This window comes from Novosphingobium sp. BL-52-GroH (assembly GCF_044813085.1).
Taxonomy (GTDB): Bacteria; Pseudomonadota; Alphaproteobacteria; order Sphingomonadales; family Sphingomonadaceae; genus Novosphingobium.
In genome coordinates this window covers 1,899,235-1,926,135 of record NZ_CP171152.1, presented here as the reverse complement: position 1 = coordinate 1,926,135, position 26,901 = coordinate 1,899,235, and the positions used below count along the sequence as shown (strand labels likewise).

General features: G+C 67.7%; 23 protein-coding genes. 14 read left to right on the top strand and 9 right to left on the bottom strand.

Features of this window, described 5'->3' with window-relative positions:
- Positions 1-19 precede the first annotated feature (19 nt).
- The 4 genes from ACFFDA_RS21860 to ACFFDA_RS21845 form a co-directional block, all read right to left on the bottom strand.
- Positions 20-994, bottom strand: a complete 975-nt coding sequence (locus tag ACFFDA_RS21860; protein ID WP_404479389.1) for a peptidoglycan-binding protein — start codon at positions 992-994, stop codon at positions 20-22.
- On the bottom strand, positions 991-1,428 hold the full coding sequence (locus tag ACFFDA_RS21855) for a hypothetical protein (RefSeq protein ID WP_404479388.1): 438 nt from the start codon (positions 1,426-1,428) through the stop codon (positions 991-993). The genes ACFFDA_RS21860 and ACFFDA_RS21855 overlap by 4 nt, the downstream gene beginning before the upstream one ends.
- Positions 1,425-2,768, bottom strand: coding sequence for a flagellar protein export ATPase FliI (gene fliI, locus ACFFDA_RS21850; protein ID WP_404479387.1), 1,344 nt, complete (start codon positions 2,766-2,768; stop codon positions 1,425-1,427). Before fliI ends, ACFFDA_RS21855 begins: the two co-directional genes overlap by 4 nt.
- Before the next feature lie 116 nt (positions 2,769-2,884).
- Positions 2,885-3,298, bottom strand: a complete 414-nt coding sequence (locus ACFFDA_RS21845; protein WP_404479386.1) for a flagellar biosynthesis repressor FlbT — start codon at positions 3,296-3,298, stop codon at positions 2,885-2,887.
- Positions 3,299-3,478: 180 nt separating this feature from the next.
- Here ACFFDA_RS21845 and flgE point away from each other — a divergent pair, with 180 nt between their 5' ends.
- The 3 genes from flgE to ACFFDA_RS21830 are packed head-to-tail and all read left to right on the top strand — an operon-like array spanning position 3,479 to position 7,822.
- Positions 3,479-4,789 carry a flagellar hook protein FlgE gene (gene flgE / locus ACFFDA_RS21840; RefSeq protein ID WP_404479385.1) on the top strand — a complete coding sequence of 437 codons (1,311 nt, stop codon included), beginning with the start codon at positions 3,479-3,481 and terminating at the stop codon, positions 4,787-4,789.
- Between the two features lie 20 nt (positions 4,790-4,809).
- The gene (flgK, locus tag ACFFDA_RS21835) at positions 4,810-6,903 is read left to right on the top strand and encodes a flagellar hook-associated protein FlgK (protein ID WP_404479384.1); all 2,094 of its coding nucleotides are present in this window, start codon (positions 4,810-4,812) and stop codon (positions 6,901-6,903) included.
- 10 nt (positions 6,904-6,913) lie between these two features.
- Complete coding sequence (locus ACFFDA_RS21830; RefSeq protein WP_404479383.1) at positions 6,914-7,822, top strand: flagellin; 909 nt, start codon at positions 6,914-6,916, stop codon at positions 7,820-7,822.
- Between the two features lie 51 nt (positions 7,823-7,873).
- Here the strand turns inward: ACFFDA_RS21830 and ACFFDA_RS21825 are convergent, their stop codons facing one another.
- Positions 7,874-10,138, bottom strand: a complete 2,265-nt coding sequence (locus ACFFDA_RS21825; protein WP_404479382.1) for an NADP-dependent malic enzyme — start codon at positions 10,136-10,138, stop codon at positions 7,874-7,876.
- Positions 10,139-10,273: 135 nt separating this feature from the next.
- Between ACFFDA_RS21825 and mutS the strand changes: the two genes are divergently transcribed.
- Positions 10,274-12,856: a DNA mismatch repair protein MutS gene (mutS, locus tag ACFFDA_RS21820; protein WP_404479381.1), complete on the top strand. Its 2,583-nt coding sequence runs from the start codon at positions 10,274-10,276 to the stop codon at positions 12,854-12,856.
- Between the two features lie 12 nt (positions 12,857-12,868).
- Positions 12,869-13,060: a hypothetical protein gene (locus tag ACFFDA_RS21815; RefSeq protein WP_404479380.1), complete on the top strand. Its 192-nt coding sequence runs from the start codon at positions 12,869-12,871 to the stop codon at positions 13,058-13,060.
- A 146-nt stretch (positions 13,061-13,206) separates the two neighbouring features.
- Here ACFFDA_RS21815 and ACFFDA_RS21810 read toward each other — a convergent pair whose 3' ends face one another.
- Both ACFFDA_RS21810 and ACFFDA_RS21805 read right to left on the bottom strand, forming a co-directional pair.
- On the bottom strand, positions 13,207-13,527 hold the full coding sequence (locus ACFFDA_RS21810) for a hypothetical protein (RefSeq protein WP_404479379.1): 321 nt from the start codon (positions 13,525-13,527) through the stop codon (positions 13,207-13,209).
- Positions 13,524-14,468, bottom strand: coding sequence for a LysR family transcriptional regulator (locus ACFFDA_RS21805; RefSeq protein ID WP_404479378.1), 945 nt, complete (start codon positions 14,466-14,468; stop codon positions 13,524-13,526). Before ACFFDA_RS21805 ends, ACFFDA_RS21810 begins: the two co-directional genes overlap by 4 nt.
- 120 nt (positions 14,469-14,588) lie before the next feature.
- On the opposite strand from ACFFDA_RS21805, the gene ACFFDA_RS21800 reads away from it, so the two are divergent.
- The 5 genes from ACFFDA_RS21800 (at position 14,589) to ACFFDA_RS21780 (ending at position 19,439) form a co-directional block, all read left to right on the top strand.
- Positions 14,589-16,190 (top strand): carboxyl transferase domain-containing protein, encoded by a 1,602-nt coding sequence (locus tag ACFFDA_RS21800; RefSeq protein WP_404479377.1) that lies wholly within the window; start codon positions 14,589-14,591, stop codon positions 16,188-16,190.
- An 11-nt stretch (positions 16,191-16,201) separates the two neighbouring features.
- Positions 16,202-16,507, top strand: coding sequence for a DUF3088 family protein (locus ACFFDA_RS21795; RefSeq protein ID WP_404479376.1), 306 nt, complete (start codon positions 16,202-16,204; stop codon positions 16,505-16,507).
- Positions 16,504-18,348: an acetyl/propionyl/methylcrotonyl-CoA carboxylase subunit alpha gene (locus tag ACFFDA_RS21790; RefSeq protein WP_404479375.1), complete on the top strand. Its 1,845-nt coding sequence runs from the start codon at positions 16,504-16,506 to the stop codon at positions 18,346-18,348. Before ACFFDA_RS21795 ends, ACFFDA_RS21790 begins: the two co-directional genes overlap by 4 nt.
- A 288-nt stretch (positions 18,349-18,636) precedes the next feature.
- The gene (locus ACFFDA_RS21785) at positions 18,637-18,927 is read left to right on the top strand and encodes a hypothetical protein (protein ID WP_404479374.1); all 291 of its coding nucleotides are present in this window, start codon (positions 18,637-18,639) and stop codon (positions 18,925-18,927) included.
- 62 nt (positions 18,928-18,989) lie between these two features.
- Positions 18,990-19,439 (top strand): MaoC family dehydratase, encoded by a 450-nt coding sequence (locus tag ACFFDA_RS21780; RefSeq protein ID WP_404479373.1) that lies wholly within the window; start codon positions 18,990-18,992, stop codon positions 19,437-19,439.
- Positions 19,440-19,538: 99 nt separating this feature from the next.
- Here ACFFDA_RS21780 and ACFFDA_RS21775 read toward each other — a convergent pair whose 3' ends face one another.
- Positions 19,539-20,309 (bottom strand): IclR family transcriptional regulator, encoded by a 771-nt coding sequence (locus tag ACFFDA_RS21775; protein ID WP_404479372.1) that lies wholly within the window; start codon positions 20,307-20,309, stop codon positions 19,539-19,541.
- A 115-nt stretch (positions 20,310-20,424) separates the two neighbouring features.
- On the opposite strand from ACFFDA_RS21775, the gene ACFFDA_RS21770 reads away from it, so the two are divergent.
- The 4 genes from ACFFDA_RS21770 (at position 20,425) to ACFFDA_RS21755 (ending at position 25,517) form a co-directional block, all read left to right on the top strand.
- Positions 20,425-22,011, top strand: coding sequence for an acyl-CoA synthetase (locus ACFFDA_RS21770; RefSeq protein ID WP_404479371.1), 1,587 nt, complete (start codon positions 20,425-20,427; stop codon positions 22,009-22,011).
- Between the two features lie 29 nt (positions 22,012-22,040).
- Positions 22,041-23,183: a MaoC family dehydratase N-terminal domain-containing protein gene (locus tag ACFFDA_RS21765; RefSeq protein WP_404479370.1), complete on the top strand. Its 1,143-nt coding sequence runs from the start codon at positions 22,041-22,043 to the stop codon at positions 23,181-23,183.
- Positions 23,184-23,336: 153 nt separating this feature from the next.
- On the top strand, positions 23,337-24,548 hold the full coding sequence (locus ACFFDA_RS21760; RefSeq protein WP_404479369.1) for a CaiB/BaiF CoA transferase family protein: 1,212 nt from the start codon (positions 23,337-23,339) through the stop codon (positions 24,546-24,548).
- A 57-nt stretch (positions 24,549-24,605) separates the two neighbouring features.
- Positions 24,606-25,517: an SDR family NAD(P)-dependent oxidoreductase gene (locus tag ACFFDA_RS21755; protein WP_404479368.1), complete on the top strand. Its 912-nt coding sequence runs from the start codon at positions 24,606-24,608 to the stop codon at positions 25,515-25,517.
- Positions 25,518-25,552: 35 nt separating this feature from the next.
- Here the strand turns inward: ACFFDA_RS21755 and ACFFDA_RS21750 are convergent, their stop codons facing one another.
- The gene (locus tag ACFFDA_RS21750; protein ID WP_404479367.1) at positions 25,553-26,650 is read right to left on the bottom strand and encodes a diguanylate cyclase domain-containing protein; all 1,098 of its coding nucleotides are present in this window, start codon (positions 26,648-26,650) and stop codon (positions 25,553-25,555) included.
- Positions 26,651-26,901 lie beyond the last annotated feature (251 nt).

Below are 26,901 nucleotides of genomic sequence, written 5' to 3'. Positions count from 1 at the left end.
CACGGGTGATGCGGCCGGACTACGCGAACCTGTCCGGCCGTACATGGCGGTCCACGTAGTCGAGGAGCCATGTGCGGTGCGCGGCGACGGCCCCGCCCGCCTGCGCGATGCGGCGCTGGGCATCGGTGCCGCCAACTTGCGCGCCCAGCAGCTTGCGCGCACGTTCCGGTTCGAGCGCTCCGGCGAGGAAGCGCCGGGCGTCGCCCAGGCCCAGATGGTGGCCGAGATAGGCCGCGCGCGCGACGTCCGACACGTCCTCGCCGATCCGTACTCCCGACCTGCGCAGCGCCTGGAGATTGGCGCTGGCATAGTCGGCGACGGTCTCGATCGAGGCGCGCGGGTCGTAGCGCAGCGCCAGCAATGCACCTCGGCTTTCGGATTTGACCTGCCCTTGGGCATTCAGCCACCCGTTGGCCTGCGCGGTGGTGTTGAGCCAGGTTCCGGCGCGTTCGGCCTCGCCTTCCCAACTGCCGTTGAGAAACTGGCCGAGCCCCGCCGCGCTGGACCGGGAATTGCGCGAATAGGGCTGCCATGTCCCCCCGGGGCCCTTGGCCGCCTCCGCATCGACGATCGCGGCAAGGGCGCTGGCCGGCACCCCGGTGCGGGCGGCGGCGGCATCGAGCATCTGCGCATAGCGGGCGTTCGGCCCGTCCTGCATCGCCAGCGACGCCGTTGTGGCGTCGGGCGCCGCGACTTCGCTTTCGGTTTGCGTTGCTGCCGGAGCTTGTGCGGTCGTCGCAATCGGCTGCGCTTCGGGATCGAGCAGCGCCAGCAGCCGATCGAGGCCGAGCGGTCCGCCTTGTTCCATCGCCGCCTGGCCGAGCGTATTCGCCTGGACCGGCTGCGCGGGTTCGTCGCCGTCCAACGAACCCAGCGCGGCGCGCCAGAGCCGGCCGGAAAGCTCGCTGTGGGCCTCGTTGTAGATGAGGCTGGCCTTCTGCTCCGGCGTCAATCCGGCCGCGTTCAGGTTCGCGCCTGGAGTCGCCTCGATCATCGCGGACGCTCGCGGCGGGCGGCGCGCACTGCCCGGACGAACGCGGCGGCGCTGAGATCGTCGCTGGTCGACCGTTCCGCCGCGGATTGCACGCGGGCGGCGTCGCGGCGATAGTCGTCGGCCGCCGTCTCGATGCCGCGCAAGGTGCCGTAGGCATCGATAGCAGCGTCGCGCAGCCGGTCCACCCGTGCCTGGGCCTGGGCCTGCAAGGTGCCGAGATCGCGGCGCTGCCCGCGCATCCGCCCCTGCCATGCGGGCGAGCACAGGGCGTGATCGCCAGCGGCAAGTTCCGCCTCGGCCCGCAACGCAGCCTGCACCCGCACCCGCTCGCGCTCGAGTTCGCCAAGCGTGCCGGCCTCGTTCCGGATGGCGGTACTCACGTCGTCCAGTTCGCGCTGGCGCATGCGCAGAGCGGCATCGTAAGGCGTCTTCATGCGGGTTCTCCGGCAAGAATGGCCGACAGCGCGGCGAAGTCCTGCGCAGCGAAGCTGCGGGTCCGCTGGTCCTGCCGCAGCAGGTCCTCGATGCGCGGCGCCAGCGCGACGGCGCGGTCCACCTCGGCGCTGGCCCCGGCGCGATACGCCCCCAGGCGGACCAGTTCTTCCATGTCCTTCCACGTCGCCAGCTCGCGCCGGGCGGCGAGGCGCACTGCGTTGTCGTCCTCGGGCAAGCAATGCGGCAGCGTGCGCGAGACCGAGCGCAGGACGTCGATCGCGGGATAGCGCCCGCGCTCGGCGATCTGGCGGGTGATGACGACGTGGCCGTCGAGAATGCCGCGTACCGCGTCGGCCACCGGCTCGTTGTGGTCGTCGCCATCGACGAGGACGGTGAACAGGCCGGTGATCGCGCCCTGTCCGGAGCCATCTCCTGCCGCGAGACCGGGGCCGGCGCGCTCGAGCAGGCGCGGCAGTTCGGCGAAGACGGTCGGCGTGTAGCCCTTGGTGGCGGGCGGTTCACCAGCGGCGAGGCCGATCTCGCGCTGGGCCATGGCGAAGCGCGTGACCGAATCCATCAGGCACAACACTTCGGAGCCCTCGTCGCGAAAATGCTCGGCGACGGCGAGGGTCGTCCAGGCGGCCTGTCGGCGCAGCAGTGCGGGCTCGTCCGAGGTGGCGACGACCACGACGCTGCGCGCCAGGCCCTCTTCGCCAAGGTCGTCCTGGATGAATTCCTGTACTTCGCGCCCACGCTCGCCGATCAGGCCGATCACCGCGACGTCGCATTCGGTCCAGCGCGCCAGCATGGACAGGAGGGTAGACTTGCCGACGCCCGATCCCGCGAACAGGCCGAGCCGCTGCCCCCGGCACAGCGGCGCGAACAAGTCGAGCGCGCGCACCCCTGTCTCGATCCGCGCGCCGACCCGCGCGCGGGCGGAGGCGGGCGGCGGCGCGGCCTTGATGCGCCGCTGCACAGGACCCAGGGGGAGCGGTCCCTTGCCGTCCACCGGCCGGCCGAGCCCGTCGACCACCCGGCCGAGCCATCCGCGCGAGGGGCGGATGCCGCTCTGCCCGGCCGACAGGTCCGCGCGCGATCCCGAGGCGATGCCCTCGGGCTCGTGGAACGGCATGCAATGGGCGATGCCGTGGTCGAGCCCGATCACTTCCGCCTCAACCGTGCCGGCGTGCGAGCGTAGCGTGACGCGCGAGCCGATCCGTGCCGCGCCGGCCAGCCCGTCGACCTCGATCAGCGCCCCGCGCACGGCCACCACGCGGCCATAGCGCTGGTCCGGCGCCAGCATGCGCAATCCCGCGGCGGCGGCGGCGAGGCGGGTCATGGGGTGGCGCGTCCTTTTGACGAACGGATAGGCGCGGGGGCGGCGGGGAGCTTCGTGGGAGAGGTCCCGCTCGTGGACAAACGGCCCCGGGCGCTGCGCATCCGCTTGGCCGACTTTCAGGCGGTCGGCGCAGCGGCGGCGGGTATGCGCGCCAGCGCATCCGCCTCGTAGCCGATCAGCCAGCGACATTCGGCCAGCGCCTGGTAGAACTGCCCCGTTCCCACTTTCTCGGCGAAGCGCACGCACACCGATTTCGCCTCGGGCGATTCCAACGCCGAGAGCAGCGCCTCCAGGCGTTCGAGCAGGAGCTGCTGATGCCGGGCGATGTCGGCCGGGTCGATGTAGGCCATCATGCACGCGAAATAGAGCTGCTTGGCGGGACTGTCGGCGTCCTGCGGCTTCATCACCTCGCGCCCGCGCAGGATCGTCGCGGTGTTTTCGAGAACGAGGTCGGTGCGGCCCACCGCGCGCAGGACGGCACCGTTCACGATGACCGGCTCGCCATTGCGAAGCGAAATACGAAGCGTCATGTCCAAAAGCCCCTTCGAGACGCCCCATTATAGGATGGAAAGCGGCCTCCCCGCTCGCGGGTGGGCAAATTTTGCCGCGGACCTTTCGAAATTTTTCCTGCGCAGGCGCGATCCGGCCTGCGCGGTTTCATCCTACAATACCTGTGTCCGGTCCGCATCCCGCCGCCCAGGAGAATGAACATGAGCCTCTATTCCGCTCTCTATGCCGGTGTTTCCGGTCTCAGTGCGCAGTCGAGCGCCATGGCCACGGTCGCGGACAACATCACCAACGTGAACACCGTTGGCTACAAGGGCACGTCGGCGCAGTTCGAATCGCTGGTCAACGGCGGCAGCCTGACCAGCAGCTATTCCGCCGGCGGCGTCGCGGCGACGCCCAAGGCGCTGATCTCCAAGCAGGGCCTCCTGCAGGCGTCGAGCAGCCTGACCGACATCGGCATCGACGGTGCCGGCTTCTTCGTCGTGCGCACCAGCGCCGACGCGGACGGCGCGACGGCCTATACCCGCGCGGGCTCGTTCACGACCGACTCTTCCGGCTACTTGCGCAATACCTCGGGTTACTACCTGATGGGCTGGCCGCTCGACGCGAACGGCACTTACGTGAACAACGGCAGCGAGGCCTCGCTGCAGCCGATCCGGCCCAACGCGCTGACCGGTGCGGCGACGCCCACCACCGCGATCCAGCTGCGCGCGAACCTCGATTCCACCGCCGACCCGGTCGCTTCCTATACGGCGGGCGACATGACCGCCGGGACCGTGACGCCCCAGTTCTCCCGCTCGGTCGAGGTCTATGACGCGCAAGGCACCTCGCACACGCTGAACTTCTCGTTCGTGAAGACCGCCGCAAACACCTGGCAGGCAGAGATTTCGGGCGACCCCGCAGACATTACCAGCGTGGGCGGGCAGGCGGTCACCAGTGGCCTGCTGGCCACTGGCACGGTCAGTTTCAATGCCGATGGCAGCCTGAACCTGGGCACGGCGCAGTCGCTGTTCTCGGATCTCGACATCGCCTGGTCCAATGGCGCCGCCTCCACGCCGATCAGCCTCGATCTGGGCGCCAATGCCGGGCTCGACGGGCTGACCCAGTTCGGCAGCACCTCCGCGCTGCTGTCCTCGACCGTCGACGGCGGCATGCTGGGCACGGTCGCCTCGGTGAAGATCTCCGACACCGGCGTGGTCAGCGCGGTGTTTGACGACGGCACCTCGCGTGCGATCTACCAACTCCCGATCGCCACGTTCCAGAACCCGGACGGGCTGACCCGGATCAGCGGCAACGCCTATCTGGTGTCGCAGGATTCGGGCAATGTCGCCATCAACGAGCCCGGCCTCGTCGGCGGCGGCACGATTTCGGCCGGCATGCTCGAAGCCTCCAACGTCGACCTCGCGGCCGAGTTCTCGAACATGATCCTGTTCCAGCGCGCCTATTCCGCCTCGTCCAAGATCATCACCACGGTCGACGACATGCTCCAGGAAGTCAGCAACCTGAAGCGCTAATCGCGAAGGCGCGCTGAACGGTGTCCATCAACTCGATCCTCAGTTCCGCGATGTCGGGGCTCGCGGCCTCGCAGGCCGGGATGCAGACGGTCTCGACCAACATCGCGAACGTCAACACCCCCGGGTATGCGCGGCAGAAGCTGGCGCAGAGCGCGTCGGTGGCGGGTGGCAACGTCAACGGCGTGGTCGTCGGCGAACCGGCGCGCGTGGCCGACAAGTTCCTGGAAAACGCGGTCTACAGCCGCGCCGGCACCGCCGGGCGGACCGAGGCCGCGGCGAACTATCTTGATCGCCTGCAGTCGCTGCTCGGCGCTCCCGACAGCGCTTCCGGGCTGGCGGCGCGGCTGACGGCGATTTCCAGCTCGGTTTCCGAGATCGCCGGGCTGCAGGGTTCGGCCGAGGCGATCGCACAGTTCACCGGCACCGTCTCGGACACCATCGATACGCTCAGCGGGTTGCAGAACGACGTCGCCGGCCTCCAGGCCGACGTCGAGAGCGAGGTTTCCGACACCGTCGGGCGCGTCAACGTGCTGCTGGCCAAGATCCACGACCTCAACGGCGAAGTCTCGCGGCTGCAGGGTCTCGGCCTCACCACATCGGGTCCTTCGGACGAGCGCATGTCGGCGCTCGAGGAACTCAGCGGTCTGGTCGACGTGAGCGTGCGCGAGCAGCCCGACGGGCGCGTCACCATCGACACCGCCTCTGGCCAGGTGCTGCTCGACAAGCGCCTGCGCCAGCTCAGCTACGCCACGGGCGGCGCCACCGCGCAGGCGACTTACGCGGCCATCGACATCCGGTTCGCCAACGCCGACGGCTCGACGGGCGCGTCGACCGGCGAGAAGATCGATTCCACTGCCGTCGGTGGCAAGCTGGGCGGGCTGCTCGACATGCGCGACCGCGTGCTGCCCAACTTCTCGGAACAACTCGGGCAACTTTTCACCGGCCTTGCCGAAACGCTGAACAAAGTCGCCAACGAGGGCACCACGATGCCCCCGCCGCAGACCCTGACCGGGCAGGCCAACGGCCTCGCCGGGACCGACCGGCTCGGCTTCACCGGCAAGGCGACGTTCGCGGTCGTGGCCAGCGACGGGACGCTGGTGGCCACGACCACTGTCGATTTCGACGCCCTCGGCCCCGATGCCACGGTCGACGATGCGGTGGCGGCGATCAACGGGGGCCTCTCGCCCGCGGGCAGCGCCAGCTTCGCCGACGGCGTGCTCTCCATCGCCGCTGCCTCCAGCGCCAACGGCGTGGCCGTTGCACAGGATGCGGACACGCCCAGCGACCGCGCCGGGGTGGGCTTCTCCCAATTCTTCGGCCTCAACAACCTGATCCGTTCGGATGACAGCGCGCTGGCGCCTTCGGGCTTCACCGAATCCGATCCGCTCGGCTTCGGCGACGGCGAGACGGCGCAGATCGTCCTGCGCGATGCTTCGGGCAAGGTCCTCGCCAGCCAGACCCTGACCGGCGCCACGGGCGCCACCTGGGGCAACGCGATCGATCAGTTGAACGCCGGTTCGCTCGGCAGCTTCGGCACGTTCGCGCTCGACGATCGCGGTCGTGTGGCCTTCTCGGCCAAGACCGCAGCCGCCGGATCGACGATCTCGATCCCGGCGGACTCGACCGACCGCTACGGCACCGGGCTGTCGTTCTCGGCGCTTTCGGGCCTGACCGGCGCGGCCAGCGGCCTGGGTTCGGCGGCGGTGCCTGCGACGATCCTCAACGCCACCACCGGCCTTCCCCTAGCCCGCCTGCAACTGGACGCCGCAGTGGGCGAGAAGGCGATCGGCGCGGGCGACATCCGGGGCGCCAACGCCTTCGTCGACGCCCTCGCCGCCAGCACCGATTTCGGCAAGGACGGCAGGGCTACGGTGGCGATGTTCGCCAACCGCCTGCTCGGCACCGCGGGCTCCCAGGCCTCGCTCGCCCAGACCGCCGCCGACGATGCCTCGGCGCGGCTGAGCGATACGGTCGACCGGCGCGATTCGTACTCGGGCGTCAACATCGACGAGGAGCTGGCGCAGATGGTCGTGCTGCAGAACAGCTACTCCGCCAGCGCACGGGTAATGACCACCGCCTCGCAGATGTACGACACCCTGCTGAACATGCTGTGAGGACTTCCGGATGACCCGCGTAGCCACCGTGCCCTTGCAGACGACGCTTTCGAACGCCATCCAGCGCTCGCAGCAGAGCCTTGCCGCCAGCCAGCTCCAGCTCGCCACCGAGAAGAAGGTCTCGGACTATGCCGGGCTCGGCCTCGATGCCGTGCGCACGCTGTCGGCACGCTCGATGCTGGCGACGCAGGAGACCTACAAGACGAGCATCTCCCGCGTCTCCACCACGCTTTCGCTCTACCAGGCGAACCTCGAGGAGATCGACGGCTCGCTGTCGGACTTGCGCGAGGAGTTGTTCAGCGCTGTCGGCACCGGCAATTCGCCGGGCCTGCAGGACATGATCGAAAGCGCCTTCTCGGATTTGCGCTCCTCGCTCAATGCCAAGGAGGCAGGAGTGCCCCTGTTCGCGGGTTCGCAGACGGCCGACACGCCGTTCCTGCCCAAGGCGCTCGAAGACACCGTCGGCCTGGATGCGGCAGATGCCTTCGGGAACGACTCCGTGCGCCAGTCGACCCGCGCCGGCGACGGGGTCGACGTGCAATACGGCATCGGTGCCAGCGACGTGGCCGGCAAGCTGATCCCTGCCTTCCGCGCGCTGGCCGAGGCCGGGCCGTTCGGCGAGACGCTGACCGACGACCAGAAGCAGGCGATCACCGACGCGCTCGACCTGCTTGACGCGGGCATCACCCAGGTACGCTCGGTCAACGCGAGCAACGGTCGCAAGCAGGCGCAAGTGGAAACGCTGGGCGACCGTGCGCAGGGCCGCATCGACCTGATGACGCAAGTGATCGGTTCGGTGGAGGACGCAGATCTAGGGCAGGTCGCCATCGACATAACGCAGCGCCAGACGATTCTGCAGGCGAGCTATTCGGTATTCTCGCAGCTCAGTTCGATGTCGCTGGTGAACTTCCTCGATTGATCGGCAGGACGCAGGGGCGATGGTCCCTGCGTCCTGCCACGAGGCCTTGCGTCAGCCCGTGATCCCGGCGGCTGCCAGCACGGCGCTGGTCAGCACGTCGGGCGCGATGGCGGTCATCGGGACGATCTGCACCGGCTTTTCCATGCCGAGCAGCATTGGGCCGATGGTGGTGGTCCCGCCGATCTCGCGCAGCAGCTTGGCCGAGATGTTGGCCGATTGCAGGCCCGGCATGATGAGCACGTTGGCCGGGGCCGACAGGCGGCTGAACGGGTAGAGAGCCATCACCTTCGGGTTCAGCGCGGCGTCGGGAGCCAGCTCGCCTTCGTATTCGAAGTCCGGCTGCTGGTGGTCGAGGATGTGGATCGCCTCGCGGGTGCTGTCGAGCCACTTGCCCGCCGGGTTGCCGAAGGTCGAGTAGCTGAGGAACGCCACGCGCGGTTCGTGGCCGAGCTTGCGGGCGACGACGGCCGTCTCCGTCGCGATGACCGCGAGTTCCTCGGCCGAGGGGCGCTCGTTGATGGTGGTGTCGGCCATGAAGACCGTGTGGTTCTTGCCCACCAGCATGTGGATGCCGAAAGGCAGCTTGCCTTGCGCCGGGTCGAGAACGCGGCGTATTTCCTTCATCGACTGCGCGAAGGGGCGGGTCATGCCGGTGACCATGGCATCGCCCACGCCCAGCTTGAGCAGGCCGGAGGCGAAGATGTTGCGGTCGGTGTTGACCATGCGCTGCACGTCGCGCTTGAGGAAACCGCGGCGCTGAAGACGCTCGTAGAGCATCTCCACCATCGGCTCGACGTGGTCGGACACCATCGAATTCTCGATCGTGAAGCTTTCCGGATTGGGCACGCCCAGCTCGGCCATCTTGTCGAGTATGACCTGAGTGCGGCCGACCAGCACGGGTTCGCCATAGCCGAAATCGCGGTACTGGATCGCGGCGCGCAGGACGACTTCGTTGTCGGCCTCGGCGAAGATCACCCGCTTGGGGTTGGCCTTGACCTGCTCGTAGACGCGGGTGAGCACCGAGGTGGTCGGGTTGAGGCGCGCCTTGAGCTCGTGGCGATAGGCCTCGAAGTCCTCGATCGGCTTCTGCGCCACGCCCGAGTCCATCGCCGCCTTGGCGACGGCCATCGGCACCACTTCCATCAGGCGCGGGTCGAACGGCGCGGGGATGATGTAGTCGCGCCCGAATGCCTGCGTCTCGCCGCCGTAGGCCGCCGCGACGTCCTCGTGCACCTGTTCGCGGGCCAGCTCGGCGATGGCGGTGGCGGCGGCGATCTTCATCTCCTCGTTGATCGCGGTCGCCCGCACGTCGAGCGCGCCGCGGAAGATGAAGGGGAAGCCCAGGACGTTGTTGACCTGGTTGGGATAGTCCGAGCGGCCAGTTGCGACGATCGCGTCGGGGCGCACTGCCTTGGCCTCGGGCGGGGTGATCTCGGGGTCCGGGTTTGCCATCGCGAAGATGATCGGCTCGGGCGCCATCTGCTTGACCATGTCCTGCGTGATCGCGCCCTTGGCCGAGAGGCCCAGGACCACGTCCGCGCCGACGATGGCTTCCGCCAGGGTGCGGCGATCGGTGGCGACCGCGTGGGCGGACTTGAACTGGTCGACCCGCTCACGGCCCGGATAGATCACGCCCTTGGTGTCGCAGACGAGGACGTTCTCGTGGCGCACGCCCATCGACTTGATGAGCGAAGTGCAGGCCAGCGCCGAGGCGCCGGCGCCGTTCACCACGACCTTGACTTCATCCAGCTTGCGGCCGGTGATGAGGCAGGCGTTGATAAGCCCTGCGGCGGCGATGATCGCGGTCCCGTGCTGGTCGTCGTGCATGACCGGGATCTTCATCCGCTCGCGCAGCGCCTGCTCGATGATGAAGCACTCGGGTGCCTTGATGTCTTCCAGGTTGATGCCGCCGAAGCTGGGTTCCATCATCGCGATGGCCTCGATCAGCGCCTCGGTGTCCTCGCTGGCCAGCTCGATGTCGATCGAATCGACGTCGGCGAAGCGTTTGAACAGGACGGCCTTGCCTTCCATCACCGGCTTGGAGGCCAGCGCGCCGAGGTTGCCCATGCCCAGGATCGCGGTGCCGTTCGAGATGACGGCGACGAGGTTGCCCTTGGCGGTGTAGTCGTAGGCGGTCGCGGGATCGTCGGCGATGGCCTGAACCGGCACGGCGACGCCGGGGGAATAGGCGAGGCTGAGATCGCGCTGCGTCGCCATCGGCTTGCTGGCGATGATCTCGATCTTACCCGGACGGATGGTGCTGTGGTAGAACAGCGCTTCGCGTTCGGTGAACTGGACCTTGGACTTCTCGGACAAGTGATATCTCCCCGGATTTGCTTGGCGCCGTAACGAATCTCGGAGCGACGCGATAGGGGAAAGGATGTCCTACCCGCTTTCCAAAATGCCAGGTGCGCCGCTAACGCGGATGGCATGACTTCCGGCGCGACTCCCATGATGGCCCAATACCTCGCCTTGCGCGAGGTCGCGGACGACTGCCTCCTGTTCTACCGCATGGGCGACTTCTTCGAACTGTTTTTCGAGGACGCGAAGACCGCGAGCCAGGTCCTCGATATCGCCCTGACGACGCGGGGCGAGCACCTGGGCCAGCCGATCCCGATGTGCGGCGTGCCGGTCCATGCGGCCGAGGGCTACCTTGCCCGCCTCATCAAGGCCGGTTGCCGCGTCGCCATCGCCGAGCAGGTGGAGACACCCGCCGAAGCGAAGAAGCGCGGCGGCTACAAGGCGCTGGTCGCGCGCGACATCGTACGTTTCGTCACCGCCGGCACGCTGACCGAGGAGGCGCTGCTCGAACCACGCCGCGCCAACGTGCTTGCCGCCGCCTGCGAAGTGCGCGGCAGGGTAGGCATCGCCGCCTGCGACATTTCCACCGGTCGCATGGAACTGGAGGAATGCCCGCCCGAGCGGCTGGCGGCGGCGCTGGCGCGTCTGGGCGCGAGCGAACTGGTGGTGCCGGACGGCTGGGAGGATGCTCCGGAAACCGCGATCGCGCGATCGGCGCACGAGTTCTCCTCGGACGGCGGCGAGGCACGGCTCAGACTGGTGCACGGCGTCGCCACGCTCGACGGATTCGGTGCCTTCACCCGGCCGATGCTGGCTGCGGTGGGCGGGCTGATCGCCTATCTCGACCATGTCGGGCGCGGCAAGCTGCCGCTGCTGCTGCCGCCCGAGGCGCGGTCCGGCGATGCGGCCCTCGCCATGGACGAGGCGACGCGCGCCAGCCTGGAAATCCTCGAAGCCTCCACCGGCGGGCGCAAGGGCAGCCTGATCGACGCGATCGACCGCTGCGTGACCGGTGCCGGCGCGCGGCAACTGGCCGACGATCTCTCCGCCCCGCTGACCGATCGCCTCGCCATCGCGGAGCGGCTGGAGCTGGTCGAGTGGCTCCACGGCGATGCTTTGCTGCGCGAGGACTTGCGTGCCGCGTTGCGGGCGCTGCCCGACGTCGGCCGAGCGTTGGGTCGGGTGGTGGCGGGACGCGGCTCGCCGCGCGACCTTGGACAACTGCGCGACGGCCTTTCGGGCGCGCGCCGGATCGGCGAGCGGCTGGCGGTGATGGACGGCCTGCCGGTGCTGCTCGAACGGGTCCTGCCGGAACTCGGCGGGCATGGCGCACTAGTCGACCACTTCGCCCGCGCACTGGTGGAAACCCCGCCGACCGAGCGCGGGCAGGGCGGCTACATCGCCGGCGGCTACGACGCCGCGCTCGACGAATTGCGCGTCATGTCGGGCAACGCGCGCCGCGCGATCGCCGCGCTGGAGGCAAAGTACCGCGAGGAAACCGGCGTCGCCTCGCTCAAGATCAAGCACAACAATGTGCTGGGCTACTTCATCGAGGTGGCCCAGCGCCATGCCGACAAGCTGCTCGAGCCCGACAGCGGCTTCTCGCACCGCCAGACGATGGCGGGCGCCATGCGGTTCAACGCGCTGGCCCTCCATGAGGAAGCGGCGCGCATCACCGAAGCCGGCGGCCATGCCCTCGCCGCCGAGGAAGCGCATTTCGAGACACTGGTGGCTGAGGCCATCGCCGCGCGCCAGTCGATCGCCCGCACCGCCGCCGCGCTCGCCCGCATCGACGTCTCCGCCGGACAGGCCGAACGCGCGGCCGAGGGCGGCTGGACCCGGCCGCAAGTGGTGGACGGTATCTCGCTCGATATCGAGGGCGGGCGGCACCCCGTCGTCGAGGCGGCGCTCAAAGCTCAGGGCGAGCGCTTTGTCGCCAACGATTGCCGCCTCGCCAGCCACGACCGGCTGTGGCTGATCGGCGGACCCAACATGGGCGGTAAATCGACCTTCCTGCGCCAGAACGCGCTGATCGTGTTGCTGGCGCAGGCTGGCGGCTTCGTGCCTGCCAAGTCGGCGCGGATCGGCCTGGTCGACCGCCTGTTCAGCCGCGTCGGCGCGTCCGACAACCTCGCCCGCGGGCGCTCGACCTTCATGGTGGAGATGGTGGAGACAGCCGCCATTCTCGCGCAGGCGACGGACCGCAGCTTCGTGATCCTCGACGAAGTGGGGCGCGGCACCTCGACTTACGACGGCCTCGCGCTGGCCTGGGCGGTGGCCGAGGCGGTGCACGAGACCAACCGCTGTCGCTGCCTGTTCGCCACCCACTACCACGAACTCGCCCGGCTGGCCGAGACGTGCGAGGCGCTCTCGCTCCACCACGTCCGCGCCCGTGAGTGGAAGGGCGATCTCGTCCTGCTGCACGAGCTGTCGGACGGCCCGGCGGACCGCAGCTACGGCCTCGCCGTCGCGCGGTTGGCGGGCGTACCGCCCAAGGTCATCAGCCGGGCGAAGTCGGTATTGGAAAAGCTGGAGAAGGGTCGCGCTGAAACCGGTGGCCTTGCGGCGGGCCTCGGCGACCTGCCGCTTTTCGCCGCTGCCCAGGTAACCCGGGAGGCCGAGTGCGACACCTTGCGCGATCGCTTGCGCGACATGGACGTCGATGCGCTGGCCCCGCGCGACGCGCTGGAAATCCTCTACGATCTCAAGCGCGAGGCAGGCACCGAACTTTAACGACAGGCGGGTATGGTGACGGGCATGATTGGTCCCAAGATCACCACCGTTTTCCGCAGTCGCTGGAATGCGCTGTTCTGGTCGGCCGGCGTGCTGTTGACCGCCTATTGCTCGATCCCTTCATCGGATGATGACAGTTCGCAGGATGAGAACAAGGCGGCGCAGCAGGTCCTCGCGGCGTTGAAGCCTCAGGACCGTAACTAGCCGTCGTCCCGGCTCGACCAGGGGCGCTGGCAGAGCGTCGCCCGATTATCGACCGGCCGCTAGCTGCCGATGGCTGCCGGCAAGCTCGCGCCTGACGTCTGCCCCGTGGTCCGCGCATGCGCGGACCACGGCCGTTGGCGTCAAGCTCAGCTGTCGTCGTCGGCAAACTCCTCGTCCGCCGCATTGCCCCTGCCGTAGCGGCCTTCGAGATCGTCCATCGTCTCCTCGCCGTCGTAGGCGGACATGTCGATGGTGCCGCTGGTGTCCATCTGGTTCATGTGGTCAACGAGATCCTCGACATCGTCCTCGTCCCGGATACCCCCCTTGGCCTTCTTCGTGGCGGTCAGGCCGGCGTCGGTCGCGGTGCGACCCCTGGCCTGATCGGCGACGGACTGGGCCTGGGTTTCTTCCTCTTCCTGTTCGTCGTTCACGGTTTCCGGCGCGAGGTCGTCGGGACGTTCGATCATGGGAAATCTCCTTCGCGCAGATAACGGCCGGCGGGAGCAGGGAGTTCCGCGGCGATCGGCGGCGGCGTGCCCGACTGGCGGTAGTGCTCCTTCACCAGTGCGATGAACGGACTCGAACGGGCCTGCCCGACATGGATTTCGCCAGCATGGAGAAGACCCACCTCGCGCACCAGTTCGAAGTCGCGCACCGGCACGAAGCGCTCGGGCCCTTGCGCAAAGCATTCGGGCATCATGCCGATCCCGGCTCCGCTGCGCACGATCGCGAGGGTGCGTTCGTCGCTGGTGGTCTTGAGCACGAAGCGCGGCCGCACGCCGCGTTCTACGAAGAACCGATTGATCTCGGGCAGGGCCTCGCAGTGGCGGCGCAGCGCCATGCGATCGCGTGCCAGTTGTTCGGCGAGAACTTCGCTTTCGCCGGCGAGGGGGTGATCGGGGGGTAGCACCATCATGTAGCGTTCGCGCGCGAGAACCTCGGGATTAAAGCGCGCGTGGTGCGGCCGCACGACGGTGAGCGCGATGTCGATGCGACCGCGTTCCAGCCGGTCCCCGATGTCGCGTTCCGTCCCGTCCAGTATTTCCAGCGCCTCGCCGGACCCGAGCGCGCGATGACGGGTGAGCCATTCCTCGACGAGGCGGGTGGGGATGGTGTTCAGCACCCCGATGCGCAGCAAGGTGGGGTCGGTGACTTCGCCCAGTTCCACCAGGGCGTGTTCGTACTCCGCTGCGATCCGCCTGGCGCGGACCAGGAAGCGGCTGCCCGCCGGGGTGAGGGCCACGCCCTTGCGGTCGCGGTCGAACAGGCGGGCGCCCAGTTCGCGCTCCAGCTTGGCGATGCCCGAAGACAGCGTGGGCTGCGTGACGCTCACTCGCCGGGCGGCACGGCTGAAGCTGCCGGTTTCGGCGACGGCCAGGAAATAGCGCAGGAGGTACTGGTCGATCATAGGCCGTGTCTATGGCAAGACGCGAAAAATTTCAATTTCCGCTCCCGCATGCAGCTTGTTAGATAGACGCTACAAATCCAAAGGCAGGCCAATGCCGCCGCCTGAACGGAAGGAAGAGGAATGAGCGCGCCGGTCCTGCAGACCAATGTCAACCTCGACGGCCCCGAGGCCAAGGCGCGCGATGCCCACAATCGCGCGCTCGCCGCCGAGTTGCGCGCGCGCGTTGCCAGGGCGGCGATGGGCGGGGACGAGCGCTCGCGCCAGCGGCACATTTCGCGGGGCAAGTTGCTTCCGCGGGACCGGGTGGAGCGTCTTCTCGATGCAGGTTCGGCCTTCCTCGAGATCGGCCAGCTCGCGGCGAACGGCCTCTATGGCGACGAAGTCCCCGGTGCCGGCCTGATCGCCGGAATCGGGCGTGTTTCGGGCCGCCAGTGCATGGTCTTCGCCAACGATGCGACGGTGAAGGGCGGGACCTACTTCCCGTTGACCGTCAAGAAGCACATCCGCGCCCAGGAGATCGCCCAGGCCAACCGCCTGCCCTGTGTCTACCTCGTCGACAGCGGCGGCGCCAACTTGCCCAACCAGGCCGAGGTCTTCCCCGACCGCGACCACTTCGGCCGCTTCTTCTTCAACCAGGCGCAGATGAGCGCGGCGGGCATCCCGCAGATCGCCAGCGTCATGGGATCGTGCACGGCCGGCGGCGCCTATGTCCCGGCGATGAGCGACGAGAGCGTGATCGTCAAGGAACAGGGCACGATCTTCCTGGCGGGACCGCCCTTGGTGCAGGCCGCCACGGGCGAGGTGATCTCCGCCGAGGATCTGGGCGGCGGCGACTTGCATTCGCGCAAGTCGGGCGTCACAGACCACCTGGCCGAAGATGACCAGCACGCGCTGACCATCGTGCGAGACATCGTCAGCCACCTCGGCCCGGCGCACCGCCACGACCTCCCCGTGCGCGCGGCGCGGCCGCCAAAGTACGCGGCAGAGGAGTTGTACGCGATCGTCCCGGAGGACGTGCGCGCGCCCTACGACGTGCACGAGGTGATCGCGCGGATCGTCGACGGTTCGGAATTCCACGAATTCAAGGCGCTCTACGGCTCCACGCTGGTCTGCGGTTTCGCGCATATCCACGGGCTGCCGGTGGCGATCCTCGCCAACAACGGGGTGCTGTTCTCCGAGAGCGCACAGAAGGGCGCGCACTTCATCGAACTGGCCTGCCAGCGCCGAATTCCGCTGCTGTTCCTGCAGAACATCTCGGGCTTCATGGTCGGCGGCAAGTACGAGGCGGAAGGTATCGCCAAGCACGGCGCCAAGCTGGTCACCGCGGTCGCCACCGCGCAAGTGCCGAAGCTGACGGTGTTGATCGGCGGCTCGTTCGGCGCGGGCAACTACGGCATGTGCGGGCGTGCCTACGACCCGCGCTTCCTGTTCACCTGGCCCAACGCGCGCATCTCGGTGATGGGCGGCGAGCAGGCGGCGAGCGTGCTGGCGACGGTGCATCGCGATGCCGCGACGTGGACGGCCGAGGACGCCGAAGCCTTCAAGGCCCCGATCCGCCAGAAGTACGAGGACGAAGGCAATCCCTACTACGCTACCGCGCGACTGTGGGATGACGGCGTGATCGATCCGGTACAGACGCGCGATGTGCTTGGACTTGCACTCAGCGCCTGCCTGGAAGCGCCGATCGCCGAAAAGCCGCAGTTCGGCGTGTTCCGGATGTGATGGCGATGACCATGAAAGATCGTCTTTTTGTTCTCGACTTCGATTATGCCGACCCTGCGTACGCGCCGCGCCGATTCTACTGCAAGGACTGCGTGACGGTCGAAGGGCTGCTCGCACTGTTCCCCGAGCTTGCAGCGAACATCGAGGTCGTGCGTGTACCCTGGCCCCGCCCGCGCACGGCGGTGGTCGCGGCGCTGGGTGCGGAAAACCAGAACCTTCCCGCGCTGGCCTTCGCCGACGGAGGCTTCGCCAACGACATCGAGGCGGTGCTAGCCGCGCTGCACACCCGCCACGGCTTCCCGGAGCGTCACCCATGATCCAGTCCCTGCTCATCGCCAATCGCGGCGAGATCGCCTGCCGCGTCATCCGTACCGCGCGCGCCCTCGGCATCCGCACCATCGCGGTTTATTCCGACGCCGATGCCCAGGCTCTGCATGTGCGCGAGGCCGACGAGGCGGTGCACATCGGCCCGTCGCCCACGCGCGAGAGCTACCTCGTGGGCGAGAAAATCCTCGCAGCCGCCCGGCAGACCGGGGCCGAGGCGATCCACCCGGGCTACGGCTTCCTTTCCGAGAACGCGGAATTCGCGCAGGCCGTCATCGACGCCGGGATCATCTGGGTCGGGCCCAACCCGTCCTCGATCACCGCGATGGGGCTCAAGGACGCCGCCAAGGCATTGATGGCCCAGGCGGGCGTGCCGGTGACGCCGGGCTACATGGGGGCGAAGCAGGAGCCGGCGTTCCTCGCGCAAGAGGCTGCCGGGATCGGCTATCCGGTGCTCATCAAGGCCGTTGCCGGCGGCGGCGGCAAGGGCATGCGGCTGGTCGAGGACCCGGCCGATTTCCTCGATGCGCTAGCTTCTTGCAAGCGCGAGGCGGCGGCTTCGTTCGGCAACGACCATGTCCTGATCGAGAAGTACATCGCCTCGCCCCGCCACATCGAAGTGCAGGTATTCGGCGACAGGCACGGCAACGTCGTCCACCTCTTCGAGCGCGATTGCTCGCTGCAGCGCCGGCACCAGAAGGTGATCGAGGAAGCGCCCGCGCCGGGTATGGATGCCGCCACTCGCGAGGCCCTTTGTGCAGCCGCCGTGCGTGCAGCAAAAGCCGTCGACTACGTCGGCGCCGGAACCATCGAGTTCATCGCCGACGGCTCGGGCGCGCTCGACGCGGAACGCATCTGGTTCATGGAAATGAACACCCGGCTGCAGGTGGAACACCCCGTCACCGAAGCGATCACCGGCGTGGACCTGGTCGAGTGGCAATTGCGCGTCGCCAGTGGCGAGCCGCTCCCGCTGGCGCAGCATGACCTGACCATCGACGGCTGGGCGATGGAAGCGCGCCTTTATGCCGAGGACCCCGCCACCGGCTTCCTGCCGAGCATCGGCCGGCTCGAATTGCTGCAGTTCGGCGAAGCGGAAGGGGGCCGCATCGATACCGGCGTCTACGAAGGGGCGGAAGTCTCGCCGTTCTACGACCCGATGATCGCCAAGGTCATCGCCTGGGGCGAAGACCGCGAGGACGCGCGCGAGCGCCTGGGCGAGATGCTCGAGGATACCGCCGTCTGGCCGGTCCGTACGAACGCCTCGTTCCTGGTCAAGGCGCTGCAGCATCCCGACTTCGCCGCAGGCAAGGTCGATACCGGGCTGATCGGCCGCGACGGAGCGGCGTTAGCGGAGCCACCGGTGCCCTCCGCCGAGGCGCTGCGGGTGGCTGCACGGTCGCTCGTCCCGGCGACCCTGGCTGCTGGCCTGAGGCTGAATGCTGCACCCGTGCGTGCGGCATGGTTCCTGCTCGACGGCGAGACGATCGAGATCGAACTCGACGGTGAAGGCGTGGACGAGCCGATGCCGGGCGTCCTCGTCACCGAACAGGGACAGGCCTGGCTGCTCTCGCCCTGGCGGCGCGACGGTGCGCATGGCGCGGCGGCCGGCTCCGGGGCGATCCTCGCACCGATGCCGGGCAGGGTCATCGCCGTCGAGGTCGTGGCGGGGCAGGCGGTGGTCAAGGGGCAGAAGCTTCTCACGCTCGAGGCGATGAAGATGGAGCACACCCTGACCGCACCGTTCGATGGCACGGTGGCCGAACTCGATGCCGCGGCAGGCCAGCAGGTCCAGGTCGAGGCCCTGCTGGCCAGAATCGAAGAGGCCGAAAGCTGAGCGGCGATCGGTGTTCTACATGATGGCGACGCCGCAGGTTCGGGTCTAGCGTCGCGCCGTCTCCGGAGGATACCGGAGCCTGTAAGCAATGGAGGTAGTTCGATGCGAATTTCCAGCCTGCTCCCCTTCGCGATCCCTGTCGCTGCATTCGTTTTCGCGCCCTTGGTCCAGGCCCAGAGCCAGCCCCAGAGCCAACCCATTCAGGGGTCCGGATACGGTCCCAGGCCCCCGCACAGGCCGCAGCCGCCGCACAGACCGGCGCAATGGCGGCTTCTGGCGTTCAAGACCGTGGGCGCTGGAACCGATCGCGACACGATCAACGTGAACCGTGCGGAGCGATACCGCGAAATCCAGCTCTGTTCGTTCAATGCGCCGATCCGCATGGTCGACTTCAAGATCCGCTTCGAGAACGGCAGGCGCCAGGACGTGCGTGTGCGCAGCATGATTGCCGCGCGAAGTTGCACCCGGGCGGTCCGGCTCGACGGCAATGGCGCGCGCCGCATCCAGCGCGTCGACCTGACCTATGAGCGGGTCCAGCGCGGCATGCGCACGCCGCTTATCCGGGTCATGGCCCGCTGAACTATCGGCACCCGTCGGCACGAAAAGCCGGCGGGGCCACCACGAGGGAGGAATGAACAGACGTGCCCGGACGCTTCTTCGACGAATGGCAGGCAGGCGATCGCATCACCCACCAGCCCAGCCGCACCGTCACCGAGACCGACAACCTGCTGTTCTCGGCGATGACGCACAACATGCAGCCGCTGCATCTCGATGCGGAAGCCGCCAAGGCCAGCGAGTTCGGGCAGATCCTGGTCAATTCGACCTTCACCTTCAGCCTCGCGGTGGGCCTGTCGATTGCCGACACGACCGTTGGCACGCTCGTCGCCAACCTGGGTTTCGACAAAGTGGTGACCCCCAAGCCGACCTTCATCGGCGATACGCTGACGTGCGCGAGCGAGGTGGTCGAGATGCGCGAAAGCCAGTCGCGGCCGGGGCAGGGGATCGTCGTGTTTCGGCATGAACTAACCAACCAGCGCGGGGAGGTTGCGCTGTCGATGCTGCGCACCGTGCTGCTGAAAAAGAAGGGGTAGGGGTTCGCGCGAAGACGCAAAGGCGCGCGAAGGGGTCGAATCCGACCGCGCCTTCGCGCGATACCCTCTTCACTTGATCTTCCCGCAGCCGCGGAACCCTCACCCTTCCAACTGCTCGCTCAAAGACCGCGCCGCCCCCTTCAGCGCTTCCTTCAACCGTGGCAGTTCGCTGCGCAGCGCCGCCCCGACGCCGATCGCCACGAGGGCATGGCTCGGCCGTCCGGACCCCTTCCACACCGGCGCCGCGATCACCATGACGCCGGCGATGTAGTTCCCGGCATCCACCGCCACGCCGCTTGCGCGCGCGTCCTCGACTTGCGCCAGCCAATCGTCCCAGCCGGGCGCATCGTCCCAGCGCAAGGTCTCGAAGCGGGTCCTGAGATCGGTCTGCGGGTAACCGCCGAAAGCGGCGATGCAGCGCCCCGTTGCCGAGACGAGGGCGGGGAAGCGGCTGCCGACCTGGGTGGAGAGTTGGAAGTTCTGCCCTGATTGCGACATCGCCGTCACGATGATGTGGTCGAGGCCGAAGACCTGCACGCCCAGCGTGGTGATGCCGAACTCGCGGGCAAGGCGATCCAGGGCGGGCTGGGCGAGGTCGTTGAACTGGTGGCGGCGAAGCCACGCGCGCGCCAGCGTCAGGACGCCGGCGTCGAGGGCGTAGCGCTTCGTATCGGCGTCGAAAGCCACCAGTTCCTCGGCCACCAGCGCGCGCAGCACGTAGAGACAGGTGCTTGGGACGAGCCCGAGTTCGCGGGCGATCGCCTGCACGCCCATCGGGGTGCCGCGCTTGCCGAGCAGGCGCAGCACGGCAGCGGCGCGGGCGATGGCGGGGGCCTTGCTGGCCTTCATGTTGGCGTCGAGATCTACCATTCAATATATAGAATAACATTCAATATTTACAAAAACAATCACGTCATGCCACACCCTGCTGAACACAAGGACAATTTCCGGACGACGCGAATCGTGCGGGAGGACGGGACGGTTGATGGCCAAGGTGATTACGGGGCTTGCCGACTACACGCGCTATGCCGAGGCGCAGGCGCGTGCCTCGTCGGGCGCGCTGTGGGAGCTGTTCGACGGTGACCGCGAACACCTGAACATCGCGCACGAATGCGTCACGCGCCACGCCGACGGCTCGGGCCGCCCTGCCGTGCGCATCGCCCGCGCCGATGGCGCCCACGAGATACTCAGCTTCGATGCCATCTCGGCCGGCGCCGCCCGGTTCGCGCATTGGCTCGATGCCGAGGGCGTTCAACCGGGCGAGCGGATCGCCTTCATGCTCGAGCCGTCGCTGCCCTTCTACGCCTGCCTGTTCGGGGCGATGCAGACCGGGGCGATCTCGGTACCGCTGTTCACCCTGTTCGGCCCCGACGCGCTACGGCTGCGGGTGGGCGACTGCGAGCCCTCGATCCTGGTCACCAATGCCGAAAAGGCGGATCTGGCGCGCTCGGTCGCGGTGGACGGCAAGCCGCGCGTGGTCGTGGCCGACGAATCCCTCATGGCCGCGATCGGCAAGTATCCCGCGACCTACATGCCGAAGACCAGGGCCGACGACATCGCCGTGTTCCAGTACACCAGCGGCACCACGCGCGAGCTGCCCGAGGCGGTCCGGCATTCGCACCGCACGCTGGTGACGCTGATGTTCGCAGCGCTCTACGGAACCGGCATCCGGCCGGGCGACGAATTCTTCTGCCCGTCTTCCCCCGCCTGGGGACATGGCCTGTGGCACGGCACGTTGGCCCCGCTGGCGATGGGCGTGACGACGGGTACGTTCGCGGGGCGCTTCGATCCGGTGCGCCTGATGAAGGCGCTCGACGACTTCGGGATCACCAACATGTCGGCCGCGGCGACGCACTACCGGATGATGAAGAACAGCGGCGCGGCGGCGGATTATCGCTTCCACTTCGACAAGCTCTCCTACACCGGCGAGCCGATCGATCCGGCGACGCTGGAGTGGATCGACGAATGGTTCAAGGTCCCGGCCTGCTCGATGTACGGCACGACCGAGATCGGGGTGGTGCTGGTCAACTATCCCGGCGCGGACGATTTCACGGTCAAGCCCGGCTCGCTGGGCAAGCCCATCCCGGGCCAGAAGCTGGAGGTCCACCGGCTCGACGGCACGGTCTGCGATCCCGGCGAGATCGGCGAGTTGATGCTCTGGAGAGGCGGCGCTTGGATGACCACCAAGGACCGCGCCCGCACCGATGCGGACGGTTATTTCTACCACTGCGGCCGCGCCGACGACGTCATCATTTCCGCCGGCTGGACGATGAGCGCGGTGGAGATCGAGAACACCATGCTGCGTCACGACAACGTCCTGGAATGCGGCGTGATCGGCGTTCCCGACGAGCAGCGCGGGCAAGTGGTGAAGGCCTTCGTCGTGGCGAACCGCGCGGGCGACGATGCCTTCGTGCGCGAGCTTCAGGACTTCACCCGCGAGCGCCTCGCCCAGCACGAATTCCCGCGCATCGTCGAGTTCGTCGACGAGCTTCCCAAGAACCCGGCCGGCAAGGTCCACCGCAAGATGCTGCGCGACCGCGAGGCGGGCAAGGCCGCCGAAGCGGTCGGCTGACACGACTAGAAAGTTTGAGGAGTAGAGACATGGCAACCACGGCAGAACCGAAGAACAAGTTCCCCAAGATCACCGAGGAAGGCCTCGACGATCTGCGCAAGCGCATAGGCATCAAGATCGAGAACACCGTCGAGCCATGGAACTACGAGGCCACCCGAGACGCGATCCGCCACTACGCGCACGGCATCGGCGACGACAATCCGCTATGGTGCGATCCCGAGTACGCGGCAAAGACCAAGTACGGCACACTTGTCGCGCTGCCTTCGTTCCTGTTCACCACGAGCCGCATCATCTCGGGTTACTGCGGCGGTCTTTCGGGGGTCCATGCGATGTGGGCGGGCGCCGACTGGACCTGGCACAAGCCGGTGCTGCGCAATGACACGATCAACGCGGTGGCCTCGCTCAAGGACCTCGTCGAGCACCAGACCAAGTTCGCCGGCCGCTCGTTCCAGCAGATCTACCATGTCGACTTCTACAACCAGCAGGGCGACCACGTCGCCGGTGCCGATAGCTGGGTGTTCCGCACCGACCGTGACGAGGCGCGCGAGCGCGGCACCAAGTACACCGAGGCCCGCGGCCGGGTAGAGCCCTTCACCCAGGAGCAGCTCGACGAATTCTACGACATCTACGACCGCGAGGAGACCCGCGGTGCGATCCCGCGCTACTTCGAGGACGTGAACGTCGGCGACAAGCTGCCGCCGATGATGAAGGGCCCGATGACGGTCACGGGCTTCATCTGCTACGCACAGGGCTGGGGCGGGCTCTACATCCGCGCCAACAAGCTGGCCTACAAGATGCAGAAAGCGCACCCGGGCCTGGGCATCCGCAACCGCTTCAACGTGCCGGACTGCCCCGAACGCGTGCACTGGGACGAAGCCTTCGCGCTCGAGGTCGGCGCGCCGGGGGCCTACGACTACGGCCCGGAGCGCTGCTCGTGGCTGACCCACCACATGACCGACTGGATCGGCGACGACGGCTTCCTGCACAAGTCGAGCTGCCAGATCCGCCGCCACAACCCCGACGGCGACGCAATGGTCCTGACCGGCGAGGTTACGCGCAAGTTCGTCGAGAACGGCAAGAGCTACGTCGAAGTGGCGCAGAAGGCGACCACGCATCGCGGCGAGCTTTCGGCCTTCGGCACTTCGGTGGCGGAACTGCCGACGAAGGGGTAAGTCCCTAAAATCCTCCCTGTTCCCGGAGGGAATGGGGAGGGGACCGCCAGCGAAGCTTGTGGTGGAGGGGGCGGCCACCCCGCCGTCACCCGCTAAGCGGACGCCACCTTCCCATGGCTGCGCCACAGGGAGAAACGGATGGAGCGCGAACCGATGACGGAATCTCCATCGTCCTGGGCCGGCCCGCTCGCGGGCGTGCGCGTGATCGACTTCACGCGCGTGCTCGCCGGGCCCGCCGCCAGCCTGGCGCTTGCCGACATGGGCGCCGAAGTGTTCAAGATCGAGCCGCCCGGCTCCGGCGACGAGACGCGCAGCTTCCCGCCCATCCGCGATGGGGAGAGCCATTACTACCTCGCGGTCAATCGCGGCAAGAAGTCGATCGTCGTCGACCTCAAGACCGAGGAGGGCCTGGCGCTGGTCAAGGATCTCGCCACGCGTTGCGACGTGCTGGTCGAGAATTACCGGCCCGGCGTGATGGAGCGCCTGGGGCTGGGCTGGGAGGAACTGCACGCGATCAACCCTCGGCTGATCTATTGCTCCATCTCGGGCTATGGCCAGACCGGGCCGCTCAGGGATCGGCCCAGCTTCGACATCGTGCTCCAGGCCATGTCGGGCGCGCTGTCGATGAACGGCGAGCCCGACGGGCTTCCGACCAAGCTCGGCATCCCGCTGGGCGATCTGGTGGGAGGGATCAACGGGCCGATCGGCATCCTCTCGGCCCTCTACGAGCGCGAGCGGACGGGCCTTGGCCGGCACATCGACGTCAGCCTTATGGACGGGCTGATCGGCATGCTCGGATATATCGCGCAGCTTGCCTTCTTCACCGGCACCGATCCGCAGCGGGTCGGCTCCCAGCATCCCAATCTCGTGCCCTACGGCATCTTTCCGGCGCGCGGAGGCTCGATCGTCGTGGCTTGCCTGACCCCTGGCTTCTGGCACCGCATCTGCAGTTCCATCGGCCAGCCGGACCTCGCCACCGATCCCCGCTACGACACGCTGGAGAAGCGCCGCGACGCGCGCGAGGAGGTCAATGCGATCGTTTCGGCTTTCACCTCGCGCCATACGGTCGACGAGCTGGTCGGGATATTCACGCAGGCCGAAGTGCCCCATGCGCCGATCCTGGGCGTGACCGAGGCTCTGGCGCAGCCGCAGGCGGTGGCGCGCGGCGTGGTGGTGGAGGCGCAGCACGCCGCGCTCGGGGCGATCCCCATGGTCAATCGCCCAATCCGCTTCACCGACGCCGAGCAGCCGCCCCCGCAGGCGCCGCCCGTGCTGGGCCAGCACACCGACGCGATCCTCGGCGAAGTGCTCGATCTATCGCCCGAGCGGATCGCGGCGCTGAAGGCGGCCGGCATCGTTGCCTGAACGGCCGCGCCCGGTAAGGTCGCGTGCAGAGAACAAGCCACCGGGAGAACCACAGCCATGACACAGCTTCGCTTCGACGGAAGGGTTGCGGTGATAACCGGGGGCGGCCGGGGCCTGGGCCGGGCCCATGCGCTGCTGCTGGCAAGCCGGGGCTGCCGCATCGTCGTCAACGACCCGGGTGTCTCGATGGCGGGCGACACGACCGGAGAGGGCCCCGCGGAGGCGCTCGTCGCCGAAATCCGCGCGGCGGGTGGCGAAGCCCTCGCCAACACCGACAGCGTCGCCACGCCCGAGGGTGGCCGGGCCATCATCGCCGCCGCGCTCGAGGCTTTCGGGCGCATCGACATCCTGATCCATTCGGCCGGCAACGTGCGGCGCGGCTCGCTCAGCGACCTGGCCTACGAGGATTTCTCGGCCGTGCTCGACGTGCACCTCAAGGGTGCCTACCACGTCGTGCGCGAAGCCTTCCCGCACATGCTGGCGCAGGGCTATGGACGCATCGTTCTGACAAGCTCGATCAACGGGCTCTACGGCAAGGCGGACAACGTCACTTATTCGCTGTGCAAGGCAGGGTTCATGGGCCTGTCCAACACCGCCGCGATCGAGGGGCAGCACGCCAACGTCCGGTCGAACCTTATCGTCCCCGCCGCCGTCACCCGCATGTCGGAAGGGATCGATACGAGCCGGTTCCCGCCGATGGAACCCGAGCAGGTCGCGCCGATGGTCGCCTACTTGTGCCACGAGGACTGCGAGGCGACCGGCGAGATGTTCGTGGCCATGGGCGGACGGCTCGCCCGGGCCCGGGTTGCCGAGAACGCCGGCCTCTACCGTTCCGAATGGTCGCTGGAGGAGGTTGCCGCGCAGATCGGCGGCATCCGCGAGGGCGGCGCCGCGCTCGCTTTCCCGCCGGTGCCCGACGGTCAGCTGGAACACCTGCTCTACGGTTTCAAGATGATCCGCGAAGGCTGAGCGCCCAGAGCCCGCTTTTGAATCCGGAGCCGTTCTCAGACGACGGTGCGGATCGGCGATCGGTCCCGCTTGGCCTGGTAGAGCTTCGCATCTGCCTCGCGCAGGAGGGATTCGAGGTCGGTGCCGCTCTCGCTGGAGACGACGGTGCCGACGCAGGCGGATATCTCGATGACGTCCTCGCCGATCTGGAAGCGCTGGGCAATGGCTGCGACGATGCGCCTGGCCAGCAGTTCCGCCTCTTCCCCGCGGTTGAGGCCGAACTGGACTATGCCGAATTCGTCTCCGCCCAACCGCGCCACGACGTCGCCGCTGCGCACCGCACCGCGAAGGCGTTCGGCAACGGCTGCGAGAAGCTCGTCGCCCGCGGCATGGCCGTAGCGGTCGTTCACGGGCTTGAAGCCGTCGAGATCGAGATAGTGGACCGCCACCGCGCTGCCGGCGCCCAGGAGCATCGCGTTCTCCTCGAAATGCTCGCTCAGGGCCAGGCGATTGGGCAGAGCGGTCAACCCGTCCCGCCGGGCAAGCGATACCGAAGTCAGACGCTTACCGATCTCGATCGTCACCAGCCTGTGCTGCAGCAGGACCGATTGCGATCCGCCGATCAGGAAGGCCAGCGCGATCACGCTCATGCCGGCGTGGATCGGCTCGAGCCGAACCGCCGACGCAATGATCGTGGGGCCGAGCGCCATGACCATGCTGGGAATGGCCACCATCGGGCGCAGCCCGGTGCCTGTCGCGACCCCGGCGCCATAGCCTACGAGCACGCAGATCGTGAGCATCTGCGCCGCCTGGTCGGGACCGGCGAAGACATAGGCGCCCAGGGAGCCGAGCAGGATCGAATAGACGTAGTACGGTCCGGCGTAACTCAGTTCCAGCCGCCGGGCTGCCGGACGATCGAGCGCCGCGGTCATGGCCGTGGCGCGCAGGCCGACGGTGATGCCCACGCGGATCAGGCAGGCGATGCAGGCCGCGAGGCCGATGGTCCAGAGCGCCGGGTCGCCCGCGCTGCGGCCGATCAGGAGGACGTAGAGCCCGGTGATGCCCAGCATGATCTTCGACGGCAGCACGTTCGCGTAGAGACTGCGCACCAGCTCGACGTAGACTTTTTCGGAAAGGGCGTCGGATTGGGTCATGTCTCGAAGATCGCCAGGCAGTAAACCAGCATCAATACACGAATATCCACCGCTTGCGAGAAGTCCGCTGAGTATTGTCCTTGAGAGGCACGATTGTGATCGGGCGCCATCGGCTCATCCGGGTTAGGGCGAGGATGAACCTGTGATGAAAATCCCGGAACTTACCCCAGAAATCGTCGTTACATGATCGAGAGGTTGCCAAAGGCGACGCAGAAAAAACGGGTTTGCCATGCTCAACGCCAAGGACATGA